This window comes from Neisseria sp. 83E34, assembly GCF_001308015.1.
Lineage (GTDB): Bacteria > Pseudomonadota > Gammaproteobacteria > Burkholderiales > Neisseriaceae > Neisseria.
In genome coordinates this window covers 16,542-39,439 of sequence record NZ_LGYH01000013.1, presented here as the reverse complement: position 1 = coordinate 39,439, position 22,898 = coordinate 16,542, and the positions used below count along the sequence as shown (strand labels likewise).

Annotated in this window: 21 protein-coding genes; 13 read left to right on the top strand and 8 right to left on the bottom strand. The window is 42.4% G+C overall.

Features of this window, described 5'->3' with window-relative positions; translation table 11 throughout:
• Positions 1 to 122: 122 nt before the first annotated feature.
• From AKG09_RS10985 to AKG09_RS10935, 11 genes are all read left to right on the top strand, one after another.
• Positions 123 to 1,430: a flippase gene (locus AKG09_RS10985; protein ID WP_156320845.1), complete on the top strand. Its 1,308-nt coding sequence runs from the start codon at positions 123 to 125 to the stop codon at positions 1,428 to 1,430.
• The gene (locus AKG09_RS10980; protein ID WP_054619487.1) at positions 1,427 to 2,623 is read left to right on the top strand and encodes a hypothetical protein; all 1,197 of its coding nucleotides are present in this window, start codon (positions 1,427 to 1,429) and stop codon (positions 2,621 to 2,623) included. Before AKG09_RS10985 ends, AKG09_RS10980 begins: the two co-directional genes overlap by 4 nt.
• A 23-nt stretch (positions 2,624 to 2,646) precedes the next feature.
• Entirely contained in the window at positions 2,647 to 3,594 is a 948-nt protein-coding gene (locus AKG09_RS10975; protein WP_054619490.1) for a glycosyltransferase family 2 protein, read from the top strand.
• Positions 3,591 to 4,652 (top strand): glycosyltransferase family 4 protein, encoded by a 1,062-nt coding sequence (locus AKG09_RS10970; protein ID WP_054619486.1) that lies wholly within the window; start codon positions 3,591 to 3,593, stop codon positions 4,650 to 4,652. Before AKG09_RS10975 ends, AKG09_RS10970 begins: the two co-directional genes overlap by 4 nt.
• A gap of 60 nt (positions 4,653 to 4,712) precedes the next feature.
• Positions 4,713 to 5,843 carry a glycosyltransferase family 4 protein gene (locus tag AKG09_RS10965; RefSeq protein ID WP_054619485.1) on the top strand — a complete coding sequence of 377 codons (1,131 nt, stop codon included), beginning with the start codon at positions 4,713 to 4,715 and terminating at the stop codon, positions 5,841 to 5,843.
• 81 nt (positions 5,844 to 5,924) lie between these two features.
• The gene (locus AKG09_RS10960; protein ID WP_054619484.1) at positions 5,925 to 6,539 is read left to right on the top strand and encodes a sugar transferase; all 615 of its coding nucleotides are present in this window, start codon (positions 5,925 to 5,927) and stop codon (positions 6,537 to 6,539) included.
• Positions 6,540 to 6,636: 97 nt separating this feature from the next.
• Positions 6,637 to 7,812: a DegT/DnrJ/EryC1/StrS aminotransferase family protein gene (locus AKG09_RS10955; RefSeq protein WP_054619483.1), complete on the top strand. Its 1,176-nt coding sequence runs from the start codon at positions 6,637 to 6,639 to the stop codon at positions 7,810 to 7,812.
• A 262-nt stretch (positions 7,813 to 8,074) separates the two neighbouring features.
• Entirely contained in the window at positions 8,075 to 9,985 is a 1,911-nt protein-coding gene (locus AKG09_RS10950; RefSeq protein ID WP_054619482.1) for a nucleoside-diphosphate sugar epimerase/dehydratase, read from the top strand.
• 102 nt (positions 9,986 to 10,087) lie between these two features.
• Entirely contained in the window at positions 10,088 to 11,242 is a 1,155-nt protein-coding gene (locus AKG09_RS10945) for a polysaccharide export protein (protein WP_054619481.1), read from the top strand.
• A gap of 11 nt (positions 11,243 to 11,253) precedes the next feature.
• Complete coding sequence (locus AKG09_RS10940; RefSeq protein ID WP_054619480.1) at positions 11,254 to 11,688, top strand: low molecular weight protein-tyrosine-phosphatase; 435 nt, start codon at positions 11,254 to 11,256, stop codon at positions 11,686 to 11,688.
• A 97-nt stretch (positions 11,689 to 11,785) separates the two neighbouring features.
• Positions 11,786 to 13,930, top strand: a complete 2,145-nt coding sequence (locus tag AKG09_RS10935) for a polysaccharide biosynthesis tyrosine autokinase (protein ID WP_054619479.1) — start codon at positions 11,786 to 11,788, stop codon at positions 13,928 to 13,930.
• Positions 13,931 to 14,284: 354 nt separating this feature from the next.
• Here the strand turns inward: AKG09_RS10935 and AKG09_RS10930 are convergent, their stop codons facing one another.
• From AKG09_RS10930 to AKG09_RS10915, 4 genes are read right to left on the bottom strand one after another with little or no spacing between them, the layout of a single operon-like run.
• On the bottom strand, positions 14,285 to 15,124 hold the full coding sequence (locus AKG09_RS10930; protein ID WP_054619478.1) for a YoaK family protein: 840 nt from the start codon (positions 15,122 to 15,124) through the stop codon (positions 14,285 to 14,287).
• 34 nt (positions 15,125 to 15,158) lie between these two features.
• A complete protein-coding gene (locus AKG09_RS10925) occupies positions 15,159 to 15,707 on the bottom strand; it encodes a nucleoside 2-deoxyribosyltransferase (protein ID WP_054619477.1) in 549 nt (182 codons plus the stop codon).
• 52 nt (positions 15,708 to 15,759) lie between these two features.
• Positions 15,760 to 16,203, bottom strand: coding sequence for a hypothetical protein (locus AKG09_RS10920; RefSeq protein WP_054619476.1), 444 nt, complete (start codon positions 16,201 to 16,203; stop codon positions 15,760 to 15,762).
• Positions 16,187 to 17,506: a homoserine dehydrogenase gene (locus AKG09_RS10915; RefSeq protein ID WP_054619475.1), complete on the bottom strand. Its 1,320-nt coding sequence runs from the start codon at positions 17,504 to 17,506 to the stop codon at positions 16,187 to 16,189. The genes AKG09_RS10920 and AKG09_RS10915 overlap by 17 nt, the downstream gene beginning before the upstream one ends.
• Before the next feature lie 99 nt (positions 17,507 to 17,605).
• Here AKG09_RS10915 and AKG09_RS10910 point away from each other — a divergent pair, with 99 nt between their 5' ends.
• Positions 17,606 to 17,977, top strand: coding sequence for an Mth938-like domain-containing protein (locus AKG09_RS10910; RefSeq protein WP_054619474.1), 372 nt, complete (start codon positions 17,606 to 17,608; stop codon positions 17,975 to 17,977).
• Between the two features lie 505 nt (positions 17,978 to 18,482).
• Here the strand turns inward: AKG09_RS10910 and AKG09_RS10905 are convergent.
• The 4 genes from AKG09_RS10905 to AKG09_RS10890 form a co-directional block, all read right to left on the bottom strand.
• Positions 18,483 to 19,097, bottom strand: a complete 615-nt coding sequence (locus AKG09_RS10905; protein ID WP_082392013.1) for a sigma-E factor negative regulatory protein — start codon at positions 19,095 to 19,097, stop codon at positions 18,483 to 18,485.
• A gap of 4 nt (positions 19,098 to 19,101) precedes the next feature.
• Positions 19,102 to 19,701: an RNA polymerase sigma factor RpoE gene (rpoE, locus tag AKG09_RS10900; RefSeq protein ID WP_054619472.1), complete on the bottom strand. Its 600-nt coding sequence runs from the start codon at positions 19,699 to 19,701 to the stop codon at positions 19,102 to 19,104.
• A gap of 72 nt (positions 19,702 to 19,773) precedes the next feature.
• A complete protein-coding gene (gene tilS / locus AKG09_RS10895) occupies positions 19,774 to 21,123 on the bottom strand; it encodes a tRNA lysidine(34) synthetase TilS (protein ID WP_054619471.1) in 1,350 nt (449 codons plus the stop codon).
• A 110-nt stretch (positions 21,124 to 21,233) separates the two neighbouring features.
• Positions 21,234 to 22,193: an acetyl-CoA carboxylase carboxyltransferase subunit alpha gene (locus AKG09_RS10890; RefSeq protein ID WP_054619470.1), complete on the bottom strand. Its 960-nt coding sequence runs from the start codon at positions 22,191 to 22,193 to the stop codon at positions 21,234 to 21,236.
• A gap of 219 nt (positions 22,194 to 22,412) precedes the next feature.
• On the opposite strand from AKG09_RS10890, the gene AKG09_RS10885 reads away from it, so the two are divergent.
• The gene (locus AKG09_RS10885) at positions 22,413 to 22,811 is read left to right on the top strand and encodes an RNA-binding S4 domain-containing protein (protein ID WP_054619469.1); all 399 of its coding nucleotides are present in this window, start codon (positions 22,413 to 22,415) and stop codon (positions 22,809 to 22,811) included.
• Positions 22,812 to 22,898: the final 87 nt, after the last annotated feature.

Genomic DNA, 22,898 nt, shown 5'->3' with positions numbered 1-22,898 from the left:
ATTTTAAGAATTTATTTATTTGGTTCAAATCTTTATTATCAAATACAAAATATCTTAAATCAGGCTGATGATTGATAAATTTTATATCAAACAACCTGATTTAAACTAAAAGAGAGTACACCTTGAAACTGTCGCATATTAGCTGGAATATGGCCGGCCTGGCGCTTCCCTTACTCATCGCCCTGGTTTCCATTCCTAAATTGATAGCCAACATCGGCAATGAACGTTTCGGCCTGTTGGCTCTAGCATGGGCAATGATGACCTACGCCGGCGTCCTTGACTTAGGCATCGGTCGCGCACTGACACAAATGGTTTCCAAACTACGCGGTCAGAAAAATCCTGATCAAATTCCCGTTGTCTTGGCCACCGCGTCCCGTATTACCATGACTGCAGGTTTGGTAGGCAGCTTAGGTATTGTCCTTTTTGCGCTATTCGGTTGCAGTGGATTAATCAAAACCGAACATATCCCCCAGTCAGAAATCCGTAATGCCGTCTTACTTTTAGCGATTGCCTTACCGACACAGGCTATGAGCGCAACCTACCGCGGCATGAATGAAGCCTATATGAACTTCAAGGGCATCAGTATTCTGCGAGTATTACTCGGCACCATTAACTTTGCCGGTCCTTTGATCATTTCTTATTTCACCCAAGATTTGGCATGGATTATCGCCAGCTTGGTTGTCAGCCGTGTTGTATCGCTACAGCTTTTCCGCCATCTAGCATTTTCATGCATGAAAAGAAACGAACCGAATTACAATCCCAACCAGTTGGTTTACTCATCCCAAGTTGCCAAAACGCTGTTTTCTTTCGGCGGCTGGGTAACTGTAAGCAGCATTTTGAGCCCAATGATGGTTCAGTTAGACCGCTTCATGATCGCAGCTCTGCTCTCAGCTGCTGCTGTAACCATATATGTGGTTCCTTTTGAATTGGTAGCCCAAAGTTTGATTTTAGTTACGGCCATCAATTCTGTTATTTTTCCTTCTCTTTCCCGCTTAATGCAGGAGCAGCCTGATAATTGGCAAAAATATTTCCAAACCTGGCTGTTCCGCGTAGGCGCTTTAATGTTGGTAATGTCGTCTACTATGGCATTTTTAATGCCGTATATACTCAAATTCTGGCTTAAAGACGAATTTCATCCCGAGTCTGTTTTAGTTGGGCAAATATTATGTGCAGGCGTATTTCTCAATTCTCTTTCCGCCCTGTTCTATTCCCAGTTACACGCTTTGGGCAAAGCTTCGGTTACAGCCAAATTTCACATGATAGAATTTCCAATCTATTTTGCATTTTTATACTTCGCATTACTGAAATTCGATATTATGGGTGCGGCAATAGCTTGGTCGGCCAGGATGGCTTTAGATTTAAGCTTACTAATGATGGCTTGCAAAAAATCAAGTAGTAAGCCTTCTACAGACAGAACACTTCAGTTATGAATAATTATTTAATTTTTACTTTATTCCTAATAGGGATTATGGCTCCAGCTTCAATCGGAGGTGTGATTTCTTCTACCTCCGGGGTTACTTTGTCTTTCATTAGTCTGATATTCTTATTTATCCTATTATTCAGACAAAAAAAGATAGATATAGTCAATTTATTCATAGGGTTAGGTTTTGGCGTTGCCATTACAGTCTTTACTGTTCTTTCAAAATACTACACTTATAAATACGGTAATGGTTTATATTTTATTGTTTTCTTTTTCTTTACCCTAATCAATACCAACCATAATCCATTAAACTTAAAAGGATATTTACATACCCTTACGATTGCTAATATTTTTTTCTCAACGTTATCAATCGGTATTATTTTAGAAATACCTGCAATCACTGAAATAATACGAGAATACTACTCATCATTCTATGATGATTTGATTCCGAATATGTTATTCCAGTTAAAGCCTGTAACCATTTTCGGTACACATTCAGTCGCGGGCTTTTACGACTTTATGTTTGTCTTATTAAATATAATGGCCTTTAAATATACACATCAAAAAAGATTTTTATTGGCTACCATTTTATTCTTGATCTTTTTATTCTTCCTACAATCGGCAACGTCTTTAGCATTACTCATTGCCTCCCTGATTATTTTACAATCAGAGTTATACAAATACAACAAACACATTGCCTACATTATATACAGCTTGGAATTGCTCGCATTGGTTATCGCACTTCCATTTGCAAGCGACCTCATCGGCTCCGCTATTGACAAACTATTATCTGAAAACAATGGCTTGGGTGGAAGATATGCAGAGGGTGGCAACTTGGCCAATAACCTTGAATATATCTTTAACCACCCTCTCCAAGGTATTGGTTTTGGATACACCACCGAATATATGTATGGCGATTCAGGCTATTTGGAATACTCACTACGTAACTCAATTGTAGGTGCACTGGCAATTATTTTTGCTTTCTGCAGATTCATGCTACGCAACGTGGATAGCAGATATGCTTATTTCTTGATTTTAATTTATTTATTCTTCGAAATAGGCTTCTCCAATTTGATTTACTGGAGGATGACACCAATAACCTTATTTGCTATTGCCTTTTTCAATCAATTGCAAAGGCTTGAAGCACAAAAATTTGAACAAACTGCTCCGGTCACCCATCAAAGCAGACTTATAACCAATTAAACATTTTGGAACCGAACATCATTATGATAGATATTGTTTTTGTGAACTGGAATGCCGGCAGCCTGCTTCGTGATGCAGTTGCCAGTATTATTAAATACCATAACAATCTGGTAGGTACTGTAGCTATTGTCGATAACCATTCTTCAGATAACTCAATTGAATTGGTTGAACAATTAGGCAATGATTTTCCTTTCAAATTAGAAGTCATCAAGAACCAAACCAATAATGGCTTTGGTGCGGCGTGTAATCAAGGCGCGGCGATTTGCAACAGTAAATATATTTTGTTTCTGAATCCTGATGCGCAGCTATTTGAAGACTCTCTCAGGGTTCCATATGAATATATGGAGCGTCCTGAAAACCAAAATGTCGGCATATGCGGTATTCAATTATTGGAAGAGAATAATCACGTCGCACGCAGCTGTACACGATTCCCTTCCTTTACTACTTTTACTGTAAATGCTTTAGGTCTAAACAAACTGCCTTTCAAATTCTTTAAATCGATGCATATGCATATGGGTGATTGGGATCACATGACCACAAGAGAAGTAGATCAAGTTATTGGTGCTTTCTACTTCATGCGCCGTTCTATTTTTGAACAACTCAAAGGTTTCGACGAACGCTTCTTCGTTTACTTTGAAGATCTTGATTTGGCATACCGTACCAAGCAAGCCGGTTACAAAAGCATGTATTTAGCTGACGCGCAAGCATTTCACGCAGGAGGGGGTACATCAAGCCAAGTAAAAGCCACACGCTTGTTTTATTCTTTGCGTAGTCGGCTTATTTACAGCTTTACCCATATGTCTTTTATTAAAGCAGTCGGCATTACTGCAGTCACATTACTTATAGAACCTTTCTCCCGCTCAGTTTTAGCTTTACTTAAAGGTTCTACTGCCGATGTTAAAAACACTTGGGCAGGTTATGCCATGTTATGGAAAGCTTTACCCGCCGTATTGAAAGGCCAGACCCGATGAAAATTCTGATGCTTACAAAATACGGTCCCAAGGGTGCATCTTCTCGCCTGCGTACTATGCAATATGTGCCTTGGCTGGAGCAAAGCGGCATCCATTGCGATGTTTTCCCCTTAATCAGCGATGAAGCTTTAACTGCCAAATACAGCAAACAATCATATAGCAACAACGAAATGTTCCAAACTTATTGGAACCGCATTCGTTTGCTCCAAGCAGCAAAAGATCAATACGATTTAATTTGGATTGAAAAAGAGGCTCTACCGTGGACACCCGCATGGTTCGAAAAACTTTTGTTATCCGGCGTTCCGTATGTATTGGATTATGACGATGCTCTCTTCCACAATTATGATATGCACCGTCTGCCAATCGTGCGTAAAGTATTTGGTAAACGCTTAGATACTTTAATGGCCTCTGCCAAACTTGTTATATGCGGCAATCAATATTTAGCCGACAGAGCGCATCAAGCCGTGGCGAAATGGGTAGAAATTATTCCAACCGTGATTGATATTGACCGCTATTTTACCAATGACGAAAAAGTTAATCAGATACCGATTATTGTGTGGATTGGTTCGCCGTCAACCGCACAATATGTTAACGATATTGCCCGGCCTTTGTCTGATTTAGCGAAAGAAATTCCTTATAAATTACGCATCATCGGAGCCAAGCTGAATATTCCGGGAGTCGATACCGAATGTCTCGATTGGGCGGAAAATACCGAAGTACCTCTCGTTGCCGAATGTGATATCGGCATTATGCCTTTACCTGATACACCGTGGACCAATGGAAAATGCGGTTACAAACTTATTCAATACATGGCTTGCGGATTACCGGTAGTTGGTTCTGATGTAGGTGCAAATAAAAATATTGTCGAGCCTGATGCCAACGGATTTTTAGTAAAAAATGATGCCGGCTGGCTGAACGCACTCAAAACTTTGTTGCAAGACCCAAATATGCGGCAACGCTATGGAGCACGCGGACGTCAAGACGCTGAAAATTTATTCTGCATTCAAAAAACAGCCCCACGCTTATCTGAGCTGCTCCGTAAGGCAGCAACCAGTTGACCCGGCTTTTCAGACAGGCATTCAATTTACACAACAACGATAAATAATTAGGGAAATACAATGAAAAAATTTCTGATGATTGCCGGCTTTGCCGAATCTGTTTTGAATTTTCGCTGGGATTTAATCTGCGCCGTACAAGCTAAAGGTTTGGAAGTGCATATCGCCGCGCCTGAAATTTTGCAAGATATACCAACCCGTGAAAAGCTCCAAGCTCAAGGATTCATTCTGCATAATGTACCAATGCAACGCACAGGCACCAATCCGCTAGAAGATTTCAAAACTTTGCTCGCATTACGCCAATTGATGCAGCAAATCAAGCCTGATTACGTTTTGGCCTACACCATCAAACCGGTTATATACGGTATGTTAGCAGCAAAATCGACAGGTGTGCCACACCGCATAGCCCTAATTACCGGATTAGGATATGCTTTTCAAGATACCGATAACAGCGCCGCCAAAAGCTGGATCCGCAGAATCACACGCGGCTTGTATAAACAAGCTTTAGCCTCTGCGGAAGTAACTTTTTTCCAAAATGACGATGACCAAAAACTATTCGCCGATTTGGGCATTACCTCTCCCGGCCAACATACGATTGTGGTGAATGGCTCCGGAGTCAACACAGAGAAATTCTCCCCACAACCGCTGCCTGAAGGGAATGAAATCCACTTTCTACTTATCGGTCGGCTGCTCAAAGACAAAGGTGTTCGGGAATATGTTGATGCTGCAAGAAAAGTTAAACAAAAACACCCACATGCAGTGTTCAATATGGTTGGGTTTATCGATATCAACCCCAGTTCGGTAACACAAGCAGAGCTTGATCAATGGGTTAATGAAGGAACAATAAAATTTTGGGGAAAGTTAAGCGACGTACGCCCCGCCCTGAATGCCTGCCATGTTTTTGTTTTACCTTCTTACAGAGAAGGCACGCCGCGTACCGTATTGGAAGCCATGGCCACTGGTCGTGCAATCATTACCACTGATGCACCCGGCTGCCGCCAGACCGTTGACGATGGCTATAATGGCTTCCTTGTTCCAGTACAATCTTCGGAAAAATTGGCAGAAGCAATGGAGCGTTTCATTACCCAGCCCGATTTAATCGAAAGTATGCGGCAGGCCTCTTTGGAAATTGTTAAAACCAAATACGATGTAAACATCATCAACGATTTTATGCTGCGGAATATGAATATCTGATTGTTTCAGACCCCTCTCATAACAATAATGCCTGTCTGAAAAAATGTTTCAGACAGGCATAGATACTAAAATAGGATCATCATGTCAGACATTATCAAACGCCTTTTCGACATCATTTGCGCTTTCTTCGGCCTTTTATTTTTGTTTCCTGTATTGTTAATCGTTGCTTTTTTTGTGCGCAAAAACCTAGGTTCTCCGGTTCTTTTCCGTCAGATCAGACCGGGCAAGGACGGTAGACCCTTTGAAATGATTAAGTTTCGCTCTATGCGCGACGCAGTAGACAAAGACGGCAACCCCTTGCCTGACGGGGAACGCCTCACCCCGTTTGGCAAAGCCCTGCGTGCTACCAGCCTAGACGAATTGCCGGAATTATGGAATGTATTAAAAGGTGACATGAGTTTGGTCGGCCCCCGTCCTTTGCTAATGGAATATCTGGAGCACTACGATGACGAACAACGACGTCGAAACGATGTGCGCCCAGGAATAACCGGATGGGCTCAAGTCAATGGCCGCAACGCACTTTCATGGGAAGAAAAATTCAAATTGGATGTATGGTATGTAGATAACCGTTCATTCTGGCTTGATTTGAAAATACTATTCCTAACCGTAAAAAAAGTATTCATCAAAGAAGGTATCGAAGCAGAAGGAGAAGCCACGATGAATAAATTTACCGGCACAAAAAAAGAAGACCAATAAACCTCAACTACACGGGAAAACAACAAACAAAAGAAAATTGCAAAAGGTTTCAAACCCTTGCAACTCTTCCAATTAAGTATAAATTAAGGAAAATACAATGTTAAACACCTCATTGGCACCATGGCCTTGCTTTACACAAGAAGAAGCAGACGCCGTTTCCCGCGTATTGTTATCAAACAAAGTCAATTACTGGACAGGTACAGAATGCCGTGAATTTGAAAAAGAATTCGCACAATGGGCAGGCACAGAATATGCCATCACTCTAGGCAACGGTACTCTGGCTTTAGATGTAGCCCTGAAAGCTGTAGGCATCGGCGCTGGTGATGATGTTATCGTTACTTCCCGCACTTTTCTCGCTTCAGCCTCTTCTATCGTCACTGCCGGCGCAAATCCCGTATTTGCCGATGTTGACTTGAACAGCCAAAATATCACAGCTGAAACCATAGAAGCCGTACTCACACCAAACACCAAAGCCATCATTGTTGTTCATTTGGCTGGCATGCCCGCTGAAATGGACGCCATCATGGCACTAGCTGAAAAACATAAACTGTGGGTTATTGAAGATTGCGCTCAAGCGCACGGAACCCGTTATAAAGGAAAATCGGTCGGCTCTATCGGGCATATTGGTGCTTGGTCTTTCTGCCAAGACAAAATCATGACAACAGGTGGAGAAGGCGGCATGGTAACCACCAATGACAAAGAATTATGGTCGAAAATGTGGTCTTATAAAGATCATGGAAAAAGCTATGATGCCGTTTACAACCGCCAGCACCCTCCCGGTTTCCGCTGGCTGCATGAAAGCTTCGGCACAAACTGGCGTATGACAGAAATGCAAGCAGTCATAGGCAGAATCCAACTGAAGCGCATGGCTGACTGGACCGCTAAAAGACAAGCCAATGCAGCACGATTAGAAGAAGTGCTAAAACAATTTGACTTCATCAGAACCGTCGAAGTACCTGACTATATTCAACACGCCCAATATAAATATTACGCGTTCGTCAAACCCGAACGATTATCAAAAGACTGGACGCGCGACCGTATTATAGATGAATTAAATGATGCAGGGGTTCCCTGCTATCAAGGAAGCTGCTCTGAAGTATATTTAGAAAAAGCTTTCGACAACACTCCTTGGCGTCCCCAAAAACGCTTAAAAAATGCAGTGGAATTAGGAGAAACCAGCTTGATGTTCCTCGTACATCCGACAATCACAGAAGAGCAAATAGATTTTTGTTGCAAGCATTTGCACAATGTTCTTACCAAAGCTTCCTCTTAAATTTAAAATCAAGCCGCCAGCCTCAGGCAGGCGGCATCACAACATTTACATCAATTTAACGTTTTATTCCCAAAATAAACCATTTATCCAGCAAATATTTCTCTTCACTTTCAAATAAAGTATCCTATCTTCCAATGCTCTAACAAGATTTAAAATTACGCAAATAAAAGTAAATCGGCTCGAACTGGAAAATATTTTTCAAAATAGAGATATCCAATTGAATCCTCTATAACGACTACTAAACCATAAGCTATTAAATATTATGAATTTAGCATACCTACTCTCATTACCGCGAAGCATCAAAAAAGCATTCTTCGTTATACATGACACATTAATTATCTTCCTCACGTTTTGGTTTAGCTTGAGTTTAAAATCAAACTATTCACAAGAGTGGTTGGCTATCGGCAATTGGATTGTATTCATCATAACCGCTGTTTTGACGATTACTTTCTTTATCAAGCTTGGCTTATATCGGGCTGTCACTCGTTTTATGGGCACAAAAGTAATTACTACTGCCGTATTAGGCAGCCTTTTGTCTACCATAATCATGACTATGTGTCTAGGCATATCCCATCAACGCATAGATTGGTTGCCTTCTTTTGTTTACTTTTTATTAATGTTGGTTCTGACATGTGGTTCTCGTTTTGTCCTACGTGCAATTTTAAACGGTCGCAGAAACACCAAAACAATGGCACCCGTTATTATTTACGGCGCAGGCCAGTCTGGACGCCAACTTTTAGAAGCCGTCAAACAAGTTAATGAATATCATGCCGTTGCCTTTGTAGATGACAATCCTTCGCTACAAAAAAATATTATTAACAATATAACTGTACATCTACCTAGCAGCATACCAGAACTAATCGAAAGATATCATGTAGAAAAAATCCTACTCGCCATTCCAAGTGCATCTCAAGAAGAGCGCAAAAAAATCATCCACTCTCTAGAGCCATATCCATGCGAAGTATTAACAATGCCCGGCATGAAAGAGCTGGTGGATGGCAAAATCAGTGTTAGTTCATTGCGCAAAATTTCTGTATTTGACTTACTCGGCCGCGATCCCGTCGCACCCAAAGCTGAACTGATGAGTGCTGATATTAATAATAAAGTCGTTATGGTAACTGGTGCCGGAGGTTCCATTGGCTCAGAGCTGTGTCGCCAGATTATTCAGAACAATCCGAAAAAATTAATCTTATTCGAGCTATCAGAATTTTCTTTATACAGTATTGACAAGGAATTGCGCGAATACATAGAAGCAAACCAAATGCAACTTGAGATTATTCCACTTCTCGGTTCTGTACAACACCGCAAACGCTTATACAATGTAATGACGGCGTTTAGCGTGCAAACCATATATCATGCAGCAGCTTACAAACATGTACCAATCGTCGAATTCAACACATTAGAAGGCGTCCGCAACAATATCTATGGCACCATGTTCTGCGCTTTAGCGGCGATTAATGCAAAAGTTGAGACTTTTGTCTTAATTTCTACAGACAAAGCTGTTCGTCCAACCAACACCATGGGCGCCTCCAAACGCATGTCCGAATTGGTACTTCAAGCATTGGCAGCAGAGAAAAACCATAATACACGTTTTGCTATGGTACGCTTTGGGAATGTTCTCGGCTCTTCAGGATCTGTGGTTCCAGTTTTTGAAAAACAAATCTCTTCTGGAGGCCCGATAACATTAACCCACCAAGATATTACTCGTTATTTCATGACTATCCCAGAAGCTGCTCAATTAGTTATCCAAGCAGGTGCAATGGGTAAAGGAGGTGATGTATTTGTCTTAGACATGGGAGAATCAGTAAAAATTATTGATTTAGCACGCCAAATGATTCGTTTAAGTGGGTTAGAAGTAAAAGATGGTAACAATCCAACAGGAGACATCGAAATCAAAATTACAGGCCTACGCCCAGGAGAAAAGCTTTATGAAGAACTATTAATCGGCGACGCTGTCGAAAAAACCACTCACCCTCGCATTATGACCGCTAATGAAATAATGCTTCCATGGCAAGATCTTTCTGATATATTAGAGAAAATGGATGAAGCCTGCTCAAAAGGCGATCAGTTAACCGTTCGTGAACTATTGCTCGAAGCCCCAACAGGTTTCAAACCTAAAGATGACATTTGCGATTTGGTGTGGATGGCAAAGCAAGCTCATCAACAATCCTAAATTACTCTATGAAGCGTACACCCGATTACTAAATAATATACAAATATAATGATGATACCGCCTAAAAAACGGGCTTACCTTAAGTAAGGAATCTTAGTAAATATGAAAAAACTAACTCTTATTAGCCTATCAGTTATTCTTGCAGCTTCTGGTTGTACAGTTGTTCCTGGTTCCGGTTTACCAACAGGTAACAAGACCGTTGTGCACCATGAGAATGATGATGATGAAAAAGTACAATTGGATAGCCGGGTTAATATCTATCCTATTACACTTAATCTTTTGCAAAGTATCGAAGCACCTCCGAAAGTTAACCGCCCAAATCATGAGCTGGAAAAAAGAAAGTCATCATATCGCTACACTTTAGGCAAAGGGGATGTTCTTAATATTCGTGTTTGGTATCATCCCGATTTGAACACACCAGCTACTATCGGTGCACCTTCTTCAAATGCCGGCACACTTTCTACAACACTACAAAACCAACAAAGTAATAATGGTATTTGGGTTAATGATCATGGCCGCATTTTCTTTCCTCTTGTCGGCGAGATTACTGTTGTAGGCAAAACCATTAACCAAGTTCAATCTGAACTTTCTTCGCGCCTGAAAAGATACATCAAAAACCCTCAAGTTGAAGTAAACGTTGCAGAATTCCGTTCCCAACGTGTAAGTGTTTCAGGCTCAGTTCGTCAAGCCGGCCAGTTGCCCATCACAAACGTTCCTATGACATTGCTAGATGCTATTGACTTGGCTGGAGGAATTACAGATCAAGCAGATCCACAAAGCGTAAAATGGACGCACAAAGGTGTGGATCATACAATTTCTATTGAAGATCTGCGTGCCAATGGTGATGCTACTCAGAATCATTTATTAAGTGATGGAGATATTATTTACGTCCCATCTAATGAAAATAGCAAAGTATTTGTTTTGGGCGAAGTTACCCGCCAAAGCTCTTTGCGTATGCCACCTAAAGGTATAACATTAACGGAAGCAATGAGTGAAGCTGGTGGCATGGATCAAATACATGCAAACGCAAGCGGTGTATTTGTCATTCGAAATGTACCATCAGATATCGAGAAACCAATCCACGTTTATCAATTAAACCTTAAAGATGCTACTGCCTATGCCTTGGGCAACCGCTTTAAGCTACAAACAAATGATGTGGTTTATGTTACTGCCGCACCTGTTACACGTTGGGATCGCGTTGTTTCTCAAGCTGTTGGCTTAGCTAATACTGTTTCTGCAGTAAACAACTCATTTTAACTCCACCCCTCATGAAATATGACAAGATATTAGTTGTGTGTACTGGCAATGTTTGTCGTTCTCCTACAGCAGAATATATTTTGAAACAACTATTGCCAGATTTATTTATTGTGTCGGCAGGTATTAACGCAACACCAAACCGAAAAGCGGAACCTGAAGCTGTTTTATCAGCCAATAAAAATGGTATAGATATATCACCGCATATTGCACGGCAATTAACTCCTCAAATGTGCGAGTTTTCAGACTTAATCCTAGTAATGGAAGAATCGCATATTGAAGACATTGCATTAACTTGTCCACAAGCCCGCAGTAAAACTATGCTTTTAGGTCAATGGACCAGTCCTTTGTTCATACAAGACCCTTACAAAAAAAGTCAGGATACATTTGATCAAATTTATCGACAAATAGAAAATGCCTGTCAAGCATGGGCCGAAAAACTGAAATAATTATTTTTTCGAGTGCAACTTAAATTAAACACATAACTCTATCTGGAAATATTGGTTTATCAAAAATAACCCGCTCAAATTTTTAGAGAATTAATAAATGGCAACTAAATCTACCCAAGCATTTGAAAGTTCGATTGATTTACGTCAATTATTGACTATTTTGTATCGCCATAAATTACCTATCGGAACCGCTATTGCAGCAGGTTTCATTGTTGGCGGTCTCTATAGTATGTCCGCCCAACCTGTGTATCGCGCGGACGCCTTACTTGCAGTAGAAGTGCAAAGCAATCAAATTTTACCCCAATTAAATGCTGGAGCCCTACCTCAAAGAGGTATGAATGGTTCAAGCCCAGACGCTGAGATTGACTTAATCAAGTCACGCTCGGTTATCGGTCAAACGGTTGATAATCTTCAACTAGACTTAGACATCCAACCTGCTTACACCCCCATAATTGGTTCTACATTAGCCAAGTTCAGCAATGCTGGCCAACCTACAATTAAAGTTGAACGCTTTACCGTACCAGAAGACTTTGAAAACCAAACCTTTGGATTAAAAGTAGAAAGCCCAAATTCTTATATTTTAACCACTCCTGATGGTGAGTCCTTAGAGGGCAAGGTAGGTAAACCCCTAAAATTTTCTAATAATGGTGAATTCTTTATCAATCAAATCCTTGCGGAAACCGGACAGTCTTTTTCGATTACCAAGCTTTCCCGCTTAAAAGCCATTAACAATATCACCGACAATTTATCTGTAAGTGCGCAAGGTGAAGGCAGCCCTCTGATTACTTTAGGCTATACCGGCACAGAAAGAAAAAAAATTGAAACTGTCCTTAATCATATTATAGACAACTATGTGAGCCAAAATAAAAACCGTGATGTTCAAATGGCGACAAGTGGTTTAGCATTTATCAGCGAAGAATTGCCTCGTCTAAAACAATCTTTGCAAGATGCAGAAACTAAATTAAACCAATACCGTACCAATACCGGCTCAGTTGATATTCCATCAGAAGCCCAAGGTGCGCTCCGCAGCTTAACAGACATAGAAACCCAGATTACGACCCTACGTGCAGAAGAGGCTGGCATGTCAGAGCTTTACACGCCAGAGCATCCTTCTTACAAATCTGTCCGCGATCGTTTGAAAGTATTGGAAGAAGCTAGAGACCGTATTAACCGCCAAATTTCTACCTTGCCGCAAACCGAGCAAGAAGTTATCCGATTGAACCGCGACGTAGAAATCAACCAGGCCACTTATGTTCAATTATTAAACCGTCAACAAGAATTGAACATTTTAAAAGCGAGCTCTCAAGGTAATATTCGCGTTATAGACCCTGCAGTTGCTGAAGAAAAACCATTTAAACCCCGCCGTGCAATGATTACTCTGCTTTCCGCCATTGCAGCAGGTTTACTGGCCTCTTCTCTCTTTGTGTTACGCGCAATTGCACGCCCAACCATCAAAGTATCCGATGATATTCGTGCTATGGGCTACAACCTAATTTCAACAATCCCTGCTTCTAATACCCAAATGAAAGCCGACAAACGTTACAACCGTTTGAGCGCAGGCAAGAGCAAACACCCACAATATCTACTCGCTAACATCCATACCAACGATGTTGCCGTAGAAACTATTCGCGCTCTGCGCACCAACCTGCACTTTGCTACCATTAACAACAAGAGCAGCATGATTATGATCGCCGGCACCACTCCTGGTGTAGGCAAATCATTTGTTTCTTCTAACTTGGCGACGGTTACGGCCCAAGCAGGTTCACGGGTATTACTGGTCGACGCTGACTTACGCCGTGGCATGCTGCACCATTCTTTCGGTTTAACTGAAGAAAATGGTTTGGCTGAAATTTTAGATGGTTCATCAACTTTTGATGCCAGCATCAAACATACCGATGTTCCAGGTCTGGATTTCATTTCTCGCGGTCATTCGCCACAAAGCCCGTCTGAGATGTTAATGAGTGATAAATTTAAAGAGTTTATTGCAACTGCCAAAGATAAATACGATTATGTAATTATCGATACTCCTCCTGTATTGGCTGTAACCGATAGCTCTATCATTGGCCGAGTTGCTGATTTAACTTTATTGATCGCTCGTTATAGAAAAACTTCCCATGATGAGCTGGAAGACAGCATGAGCCGTCTGAATAACGCTGGTATTAAAGTTGAAGGCGTAATCTTTAATGGTGTGGAGCGTACTGCACGCAACTACTACCAATATCAAACTTATACTGGTAAGTAAATCAACATAATAAAATGCCTGTCTGAAATTCAGACAGGCATTTTATTATGTTTAAATCAACCAAGGACAAGGAAAACTTACATAGCTGTGAAGCTAAACTCCTCATAAAAGCGACAAGCCGTAGGCGGCACAAAAAGCAACCAACACCCTGTTTATTAAAGATTTATCTTTAAACAATATACTTAACAACTGTTGAATCGTACTCGGCCTTGACCGGAATATTTCTCAATACTACTTGTAACTCAAAATCTTCAGATCAAACCCAAATATAAAAAGTGTACCATTTTTAAATTAATTCACTATAGTTTTATGGCTATATAACCCATGCCTGTCTGAATAATCCTTGCTCAACCTTTACCGCTTTTTCAAGCGAGCAATCAACCACCATTTAATCCTCAGTCGCACATCATAACCTACCGAACCGAATCCCAATATAAACAGCACTAACGACACAGGCAAAGCAAAATGATGTCCCACCGTATGATATCCCCATGCACCGATAAAACCACCAGCCACAAAGGCTATCATCAGACCGCACAGCAACTTCATCTTTGGTTTGTTCACATTCACATTAGGTATTTTGGGATTATCACTACGACTATAATACAGAACTTTGGAGATTTCGATACCCAAATCGGTAACCGTGCCTGTCATATGCGTAGAACGGATAACGCCACCAGACAAAATCGTCATCACCGTATTATGCATACCCATAATAAAACACAGCAAAAGCATAGCAATCGAAGGCCAGGCGCCGCCGCTCCATTCTACCTCGGTCAAACCTAGAAAACCAAAGAACAATAGATACAGTCCTTCCAACCACATCGACAAACCGAAACTACCACGAAAACGCTGCCGTTGTGTCCACAAAATTACCCAGCTCGAATGTGCTGCCCCCATAATAAAACTCACAACGCCCAACATAGCCACGATTACGGCCTGCCATTCCCGCGTGTACATCATATCCGCAGCAAAAGACATTTCACCCGTCACATGCGAGGTATAGCGGGCAACCGCAAAAAAACCACCCGCATTAATTGCCCCGGCCAAAAAAGCCATCACATAACCCAGCAAACGGAAACGTGCATCGCTGATATGATGTTCATGCAAATAAGGTTTGTCGGCCTGCCAAAACGGCTGGCTTTGTTTTTTTCCCTGCCTAACATGCCCTGCCTTATGCTTATTTTCAGGCATTACAACCTCCCTATTCCGCCTTGAAACCGAGTTATCAAAACTTCCCGTTCCAAGCAACGTAAAACCGCAACGCATCAGCAAAACTTGCAAACACCGGTGTGTCTGCATCATAAAGCATCAGATTAAACGGTAAAGCAAAATCCTCTACTTCCGCATAAGCGAATCTACTATCTTCTGCTTCACGATCGAAATCAAATCCTGCATATTTTGCCGTTTGTTCTGCCGGATTATCGGTATATGCCAACACAGGCTTACCCAATGCGCGCGCAAAACCACATTCGTAAGTCGTGCCACAATCCGGCTCCTCCCCTCGAAAAGGAGACAGATTGGCAATCACCACATCACAGCGACGTATCATTTCTTCATTAGCCAAACGGATTGTAAGCGCATTGGCGCGTTTTACCTCTACTGAATCTCCCGGTTGCAAAACAACTTCGTTATCCAAAGGAATCAAAAGTCGAAAACTGCCATGCCTGTCTGAAAAATCTTCGGCCAACTTCTTCATGTTATCAAACACCTGCCCACGCTTCGGCTCCGGTAAAAACACATCGCCACCTGCACAATAAATCTGCCACTCACGCATCTCTGCCGCTCCCTATAATAAAACCGCCTGATTAATCATCAGGCGGTTTTATTTATTTCAACCGTGCAACGCATTGCTCATCGCGTTTCTCAAACGCATCGGCACCACCCAACAAATCAAGCTGTGCTTTTGCATCTATCTTACTCATTGAACGGATCTGCTTATCAGTAAGCTTCTCCAACGGTTCATCCCACATACAAACGCAGTAATCCTGAATCAGTTTTTCAGACTGACCTTCCAAACCCCGCGCCTTTAAGTCCGCCTGCCATTTATCGGTAAACGGAACATTCTTGATACATGACTCAATAATAGCGGCTTTCGCTTTCGGCTTAGACATCGCACATTGAGAAAGAAAGAAAAACGCAGCAAACAAACCGGCAATCACCCACAGCCACATGCGGATAGTACGGATTTTTGCCTTGCTCTTTTTCAACTCCGCAGCACGCAGCTGCTCTTCGTCCTGCTGCACCTTCGGTTGATTATCCGTTTCTGCCATGTAAGCTCTCCATACGGATCATTGTTACACCGCCGCGTACACAAGGTAATTGCTCGATACCCGCAATGACCGCCTTCACGCGTTTTTCTATCGTGCTGTGCGTTAAAATCACAATTTCCGCCGTTGATTGATCAATCACGCCTTTCTGAATCAACGCCTCAATGGATACTTGTTCATCTGCAAGCAATTTAGTAATCTGCGCCATAACACCTGGCTCATCATCTACCTGGACCCGCAGATAATAGCTGCTGACAACCTCATCCATCGGCAGAATAACCTGCTCTTTAACCTCACCAGATTGGAACGCCAACGGTGGCACACGATTACCCGTATCCGCAGTAATCAGGCGGCTGATATCCATAATGTCAGCCACCACCGCACTAGCAGTAGGCAGCGAGCCCGCACCCGCACCGTAATACATTGTTTCGCCAACCATATCAGCATCTACACGTACAGCATTCATCACACCGTTCACATTGGCAATCAAGCGTACTTCTGGAATTAAGGTAGGATGCACACGCAATTCAATACCTTTTCCTGTTTTGCGGGTAATACCCAATAATTTGATGCGATAGCCCAACTCTTCTGCATATTTAATATCGCGGCTATCCAGCTTGCTGATGCCTTCTAGATAACAGGCATTAAAGTTAACCGGTGTTCCAAAGGCCAAAGCAGACATAATGGTGATTTTATGGCCGGCATCATGACCTTCAATATCAAAAGTCGGGTCGGCTTCCGCATAGCCCAATTCTTGAGCCTGCTTTAATACATCAGCAAACGAACTGCCTTTTTCCCGCATCTCGCTCAAAATAAAATTACTGGTTCCGTTAATAATCCCGACAATACTGCGGATATTGTTGGCGGCCAAGCCTTCTCTCAAAGCCTTAATAATCGGTATGCCACCGGCCACTGCCGCTTCAAACTGAACCATCACATTTTTTTCTTCGGCTTTAGCAAAAACTTCATTGCCATATTCAGCCAGCAGTTTTTTATTGGCGGTAACCACATGTTTGCCTTGGTTAATCGCTTCCAACACCAAATCTTTGGCAATTTCCGTACCGCCGAACAACTCAACTACCACATCCACTTCAGGATGCTTAACCACCTCAAAAGGATCGGTCGTAATTAAGGTTTGCTCAGAGCAGATACGGCGCGCATTTTCCACATTGCGTGTAGAAACCATAAACACATTAACATCACGCCCCAGGCGGCGGCTGATTTCTTCGGCATTATGGTTCAAAACCTCAACCGTCCCCTTGCCTACGGTTCCCAAACCCAAAATACCGATATTGACTGGCTTCATCCTATCTCCTTGTTAAGCCCTGATGCATTAGTATAAACTGTTACAAAATAAACTAATAATCCTACCCGATTTTGGCCGAAAAACCAAGAAAGAAACACCATGCATATTGAAGAAAACCGCCCGCAAAACACTCTTGCCATCACTGCCTGCGACACAGATAAAATAGAAATCAACGGCACCGGCCACTCTCTTCCTCTCTGCATCACAGAGAAGGAAATCTTACCTATCAGTCAAGTAAGCTTACAAACTGTTGATGATCAATTCTTCTTATCCCAATTTGAAAATACATTACCTCCCGAAGTGATTCTGGTTGGCACCGGCAGAAAACACAGTTTCCTTCACCCCAAAATCACCGCCAAACTCGCCGCAAAAGGCATAGGTTTGGAAACCATGACTACACCGGCAGCCTGTCGCACCTTCATGATCCTGCAAAGCGAAGGCCGCCGTGTATGGGCTTGGCTGTGGCCTTAACCCGAAACCGCAGAACCTTACATAATGCCGCTTGGTGTAAAACACCTTTCTTTATTCCCAAAAGCCTGTCATATTACTGGAATATTAAAAAAGTAAGATATTAATAATAAAGAAAGGATTTATTATGCAACACCGTAGAAGACAAACAATATTTCAAGCAGCCAAACGCGCTTTCCTCGCAAAACAAAGCGCCATCCGCCAACAGGCTGCACGTTCCCGCAAAAGCAGCAAACATTGCTAGATAACATTTAAAACTGCAATAATCATTCCGGAATAAATGCCTGTCTGAAAAACTTTCAGACAGGCATTCTCAATTCCTGCCGCTTGCCATCATACCCATCATCTTTGGCCAAGCATCCCCTTAAATTTCACAGTTATACACAACAACAAGTTTTTCTATATCATCACTGTTTTGGGTATTTTACTAAAATTTGTGGCAATATCGTTACAAACAAAACAAGCTCTGCTTTATCGCAGAGCTTGTTTCCACAAAAATTACACAAGATTATTGCACAACAGCCTTCACACCCGGCTGGCGCTCCTGATTGACATCTTGTTTTTCAGTTTGCACAGCCGATTTGATTTCCGCATTATTTTGGTTTTCAATTGCCGCTTGGGGCACCACTACATCAGCACTCTTATTGCCGGGTGCAGCCGAAGGCTTGGTTGAAACAGGTACAACAGCATTATCTGCAGGTTGTACTTTTTCAATACTCTTCGTTGCCACTTCTCCAGCCGCGCTATCATGATTAGCGGGCAGCATTTGCCATGTAATTACCGCAACAGCCAACACACTTGCCGCAACCGAGAACCAGCGGAAATTATGGTTGGAAGCTTCTCTGACAAGAGGTTGTTTGCATTGCAGGCCTTCCTCTGATGCCAAAGCAGCCTTACGCTCCTCTGTGATCGCATTCAGTTTAGCAAAAAAGCCTTCTTGCGAGGTAAATTCAATATCTTTACCCACAACTTGCTGATTGTATTGCATACAGTCCCGAATAAGATGATATTGATACCATCTTCCCTGAACATCCCCGTCTTGCAACAGTCGGTCTAATTCCTCATCAGACAATTCACCGTCCATTGCAGCAGACACAAATTCAAAATCTTTTTCTTGAGTCATTTCATCACCATCGTTGGTCTTCGGATGTATCCAATAGCGGCCTTAAGTCGCTGGCAATCACTTCCCGTGCCCTAAAAATCCGGGAGCGCACTGTACCGATTGGACAATCCATAATCTGAGCAATTTCATCGTAAGACAAGCCTTCCATTTCACGCAAAGTGATTGCACGGCGTAAATCATCCGGCAGTCTAGCTACTGCAGCCTCAACGGTCTGCAGAATTTCCCTATTCATCAATTCAGCTTCAGGGGTATGTTCGTCTGCGATTTGTTCAACCAAATCTAGAACATCCCCCTCCTCATTTGCAACATCAGCACTGATAACATTCAACTTACCGTTGGTTGCCAGATAATTTTTCGCAGTATTGATGCCTATACGATAAAGCCATGTATAAAAAGCACTCTCACCACGGAAATTAGGCAACGCACAATATGCTTTTATCAACGCTTCTTGTGCAACGTCATTTACCGTATGTTCGTCTTTTATAAAACGTGACAGTAAACGCGTAAGGCGGCGCTGGTATTTAGATACCAGTAACTCAAAAGCCTTTTGTTCACCTTTTTGTGCACGCTCAACCAGAGCTTGATCGACTTCACGATCTTTCATACTTACCCTTAAATGCATCAGGAAAGCGAAAGCGGAGCGTCTTTAATCCTTACAAACTATGACACTCTACTTTTACTTTGGTTCCAAAACAAAGCAATTAAATTTTTCAAAATACGGAACAACACCGTTCAGACAGGCATAACCGGGATTAACCCATAAATTTGCCACAGCAATACACTGGCCCTCTTGGTTGGTGATGACAGGCCAATATGGCCTAACAAAGGGGGGAATCTTGCATTCTTGCAATAATTTCCGTACTTTTTTATGCCCAACGGTCAATTCAATCATATCATCGGTACTTACCGCCCTGATATTGCCAACCTGCTCTAAAACATCTTCACGAAGCCCATACAAATGTCTACACAGCTTAAAATTAGCCTTCTCTAATACAGTATTTAAAGAAGCCTCACTATTTTCAGACAGGCATGTTTTTTTCAGCCAGACACAATCATCCAACCAATTATCGTGAACACAAAACAAACGGTTCTGGTAAGCATAAATTTTACCGCCATGCAAACACCATTCTGCCGATCCATTTCCACATTCATTTAAAACCCGGCGGAAATCATTAAGCGATGCTTGAGTAGGAATGCCCAAATTATTTTGTTTTACCATAAACAACAACTGCCTGCTTTGACGCGCCGCAGTTAACTTACGCCAAACAACACAATCAAAAAAACCTGAATGATAAATTGTCTGTTTATCCTGTTCAGACACTTCCTCCAATACCGCCAACTCTTCCTGAAGTGTTTTGACGCTTGCCATAATATGACGGTCTAAAAAAGGCAAACGCTCACGCCAAATAGGCAAGCCCGTATTTCTCAACCAATTACGCAATAGAGATTCATCAGAATTACTAGGGTCATCAATGTATTGCAAACAATGAAGCTGCGCATAAGCCGATAACTCCTCCCGAGTTATTTCTAATAAAGGGCGCCATAACTGATGCCGCTTACCCAACGCACGCAACTCAGGCATAGCCGATAACCCCCTAATACCACTGCCTCGCAAAGCGGACAGCATAAATGTTTCCACCTGGTCGTCTTGATGATGCGCCAATGCTACGATATCTGCTCTACTCTGCACAAAAGCCTGATAACGCGCTCGTCTGGCGCCCGCCTCCACGCCAATTTTTTCAGTATTCGCTTGAACATACTCCACCCGAAAAGGAATATGAAGCGTTTGACAAAACTCACCACAAAATCGCGGCCAATCATCCGCAGCAACCTGCAAACCATGATGAATATGTGCCGCACATAAATCAAACTGTCTGTCATTTCTCAAGCGGTTAAGCAAGTGCAGTAAAACTATTGAATCCAAACCACCACTCAGCCCGACCTCTATCGAAGCACCCTGACTCACACAACGATCGAATGAAACTGACAGTTTGGACAATAAGCGCTTATCCAAGTCAGATAACATGATTATTCATATCCGTATTTTCAGACAGGCATATCATACCCGCCTCATCAAAAACAAAGAAGGCAAGCAACCGCTTACCTTCCTCAATCTTTATAAAACTTATACAGTGCTTATTTTTCAAAATATTGGCCGTAAGCCATAATCCGATCAAAGCGGCGCGTCAGCAAATCAGACATAGGCATAGATTGCGCTTCACGCAACTGCTCAGTTAAAACTTTGTTCAAACGGCTCATAGTTTCACCATGATCTCTATGCGCTCCGCCCAAAGGTTCTTCCACCACTCTGTCGATTAAGTTCAATTTAAGCAGACGGTCTGCCGTGATACCCAAAGCCTGTGCGGCATCCGCAGCTTTTTCTGCCGTTTTCCACAAAATAGATGCACATCCCTCAGGCGAGATAACCGAATAAGTCGAGTATTGCAGCATATTCACATAATCGCCCACAGCGATGGCCAACGCACCGCCCGAACCGCCTTCGCCGATAATCGTACAAATCACCGGCACACGCAGTTTGGTTAATTCATACAGATTCTTACCAATCGCCTCAGACTGATTACGCTCTTCTGCACCAATGCCCGGATAAGCACCCGGCGTATCAACAAATGTCAGCACCGGCAAATGAAATTTTTCTGCCAGATGCATCAGGCGCAAAGCCTTTCTGTAACCTTCCGGACGCGGCATACCGAAATTACGGCGGATTTTCTCTTTCGTATCGCGGCCTTTCTGATGGCCGATAACCACTACGCTCTGATCATTGAAACGCGCCAAACCGCCTACGATGGCATGGTCATCCGCATAATGGCGGTCGCCGTGCAACTCTTGGAAGTCTGTGAACAAAGCTTTTATATAATCTAAAGTATAAGGACGCTGGGGATGCCGTGAAACTTGGGATACTTGTGCAGGTGTCAGTTTGCTATAAATAGACTTAATTAAATCGCTGCTTTTCTTTTGCAGACGATCTATTTCTTCACTGATATCAACAGCAGATCCGTCTTGCACAAAACGCAATTCTTCAACTTTATTGTTTAATTCGGCAATTGATTGCTCGAAATCTAGAAAAACGGGCTTCATAAAATGATGTCTTTATCCATTTCCCTGATTTCTTTTGCTAAATCTGAAACCAGTTTAAATGGCAAATATGCAATGATAAATAAAAAGCGAATTTACGCGATAAACGGCGGTTGGGCAAGTAAAAAATGCAGCCTCCGGGCATTCATTCCTTATCCTTGCACACAAAACAAATATGCTACACTAATGCCTGTCTGAAAATACCAACAGCATCAACCAACAATGACCGAATCTCAAGACAAACACACCATGCGGCTCGACAAATGGCTGTGGGCAGCCCGCTTTTTCAAAACACGGGCGCTGGCACAAAAACATATCGAACTCGGGCGGATTCTCGTGAACGGCAATAAGGTCAAAAACAGCAAAAACATCTGCGTCGGCGACAAAATCCACCTTACCCTCAACTCGCTGCCCTACTTGGTTACTGTTCAGGCGCTCAACCATCAGCGCCGCCCCGCTCCTGAAGCCCGGTTGCTTTATGAAGAAGATGCCACGGTTGCCAAACAACGCGAGGAACAAAAACTGCTTGATCAAACCAGCCGTGTTACAGCAGCTTATCCTGAAGGCCGCCCAACCAAGCGCGACAGACGACAGCTTGATAAAATGAAAAGACAGTGGTAGTTACAAAAGAAATAAAAAGCTTGTCATCTATTACAAATTCATGTACATTTCATTTATGTCGATTGAATGAAACCACTTTCGGCATAA

What these genes read in the sequence shown, in the direction of transcription:
- AKG09_RS10955 (WP_054619483.1), top strand. Translation starts at nt 6,637, where the DNA reads ATGTTAAACACCTCATTGGCACCATGGCCTTGCTTTACACAAGAAGAA.
- AKG09_RS10975 (WP_054619490.1), top strand. Translation starts at nt 2,647, where the DNA reads ATGATAGATATTGTTTTTGTGAACTGGAATGCCGGCAGCCTGCTTCGT.
- AKG09_RS10905 (WP_082392013.1), bottom strand. Translation starts at nt 19,097, where the DNA reads ATGACTCAAGAAAAAGATTTTGAATTTGTGTCTGCTGCAATGGACGGT.
- AKG09_RS10925 (WP_054619477.1), bottom strand. Translation starts at nt 15,707, where the DNA reads ATGCGTGAGTGGCAGATTTATTGTGCAGGTGGCGATGTGTTTTTACCG.
- AKG09_RS10980 (WP_054619487.1), top strand. Translation starts at nt 1,427, where the DNA reads ATGAATAATTATTTAATTTTTACTTTATTCCTAATAGGGATTATGGCT.
- AKG09_RS10945 (WP_054619481.1), top strand. Translation starts at nt 10,088, where the DNA reads ATGAAAAAACTAACTCTTATTAGCCTATCAGTTATTCTTGCAGCTTCT.
- AKG09_RS10885 (WP_054619469.1), top strand. Translation starts at nt 22,413, where the DNA reads ATGACCGAATCTCAAGACAAACACACCATGCGGCTCGACAAATGGCTG.
- tilS (WP_054619471.1), bottom strand. Translation starts at nt 21,123, where the DNA reads ATGTTATCTGACTTGGATAAGCGCTTATTGTCCAAACTGTCAGTTTCA.
- AKG09_RS10910 (WP_054619474.1), top strand. Translation starts at nt 17,606, where the DNA reads ATGCATATTGAAGAAAACCGCCCGCAAAACACTCTTGCCATCACTGCC.
- AKG09_RS10935 (WP_054619479.1), top strand. Translation starts at nt 11,786, where the DNA reads ATGGCAACTAAATCTACCCAAGCATTTGAAAGTTCGATTGATTTACGT.
- AKG09_RS10965 (WP_054619485.1), top strand. Translation starts at nt 4,713, where the DNA reads ATGAAAAAATTTCTGATGATTGCCGGCTTTGCCGAATCTGTTTTGAAT.
- AKG09_RS10930 (WP_054619478.1), bottom strand. Translation starts at nt 15,124, where the DNA reads ATGCCTGAAAATAAGCATAAGGCAGGGCATGTTAGGCAGGGAAAAAAA.
- AKG09_RS10890 (WP_054619470.1), bottom strand. Translation starts at nt 22,193, where the DNA reads ATGAAGCCCGTTTTTCTAGATTTCGAGCAATCAATTGCCGAATTAAAC.
- AKG09_RS10920 (WP_054619476.1), bottom strand. Translation starts at nt 16,203, where the DNA reads ATGGCAGAAACGGATAATCAACCGAAGGTGCAGCAGGACGAAGAGCAG.
- AKG09_RS10915 (WP_054619475.1), bottom strand. Translation starts at nt 17,506, where the DNA reads ATGAAGCCAGTCAATATCGGTATTTTGGGTTTGGGAACCGTAGGCAAG.
- AKG09_RS10940 (WP_054619480.1), top strand. Translation starts at nt 11,254, where the DNA reads ATGAAATATGACAAGATATTAGTTGTGTGTACTGGCAATGTTTGTCGT.
- AKG09_RS10950 (WP_054619482.1), top strand. Translation starts at nt 8,075, where the DNA reads ATGAATTTAGCATACCTACTCTCATTACCGCGAAGCATCAAAAAAGCA.
- AKG09_RS10960 (WP_054619484.1), top strand. Translation starts at nt 5,925, where the DNA reads ATGTCAGACATTATCAAACGCCTTTTCGACATCATTTGCGCTTTCTTC.
- rpoE (WP_054619472.1), bottom strand. Translation starts at nt 19,701, where the DNA reads ATGAAAGATCGTGAAGTCGATCAAGCTCTGGTTGAGCGTGCACAAAAA.
- AKG09_RS10970 (WP_054619486.1), top strand. Translation starts at nt 3,591, where the DNA reads ATGAAAATTCTGATGCTTACAAAATACGGTCCCAAGGGTGCATCTTCT.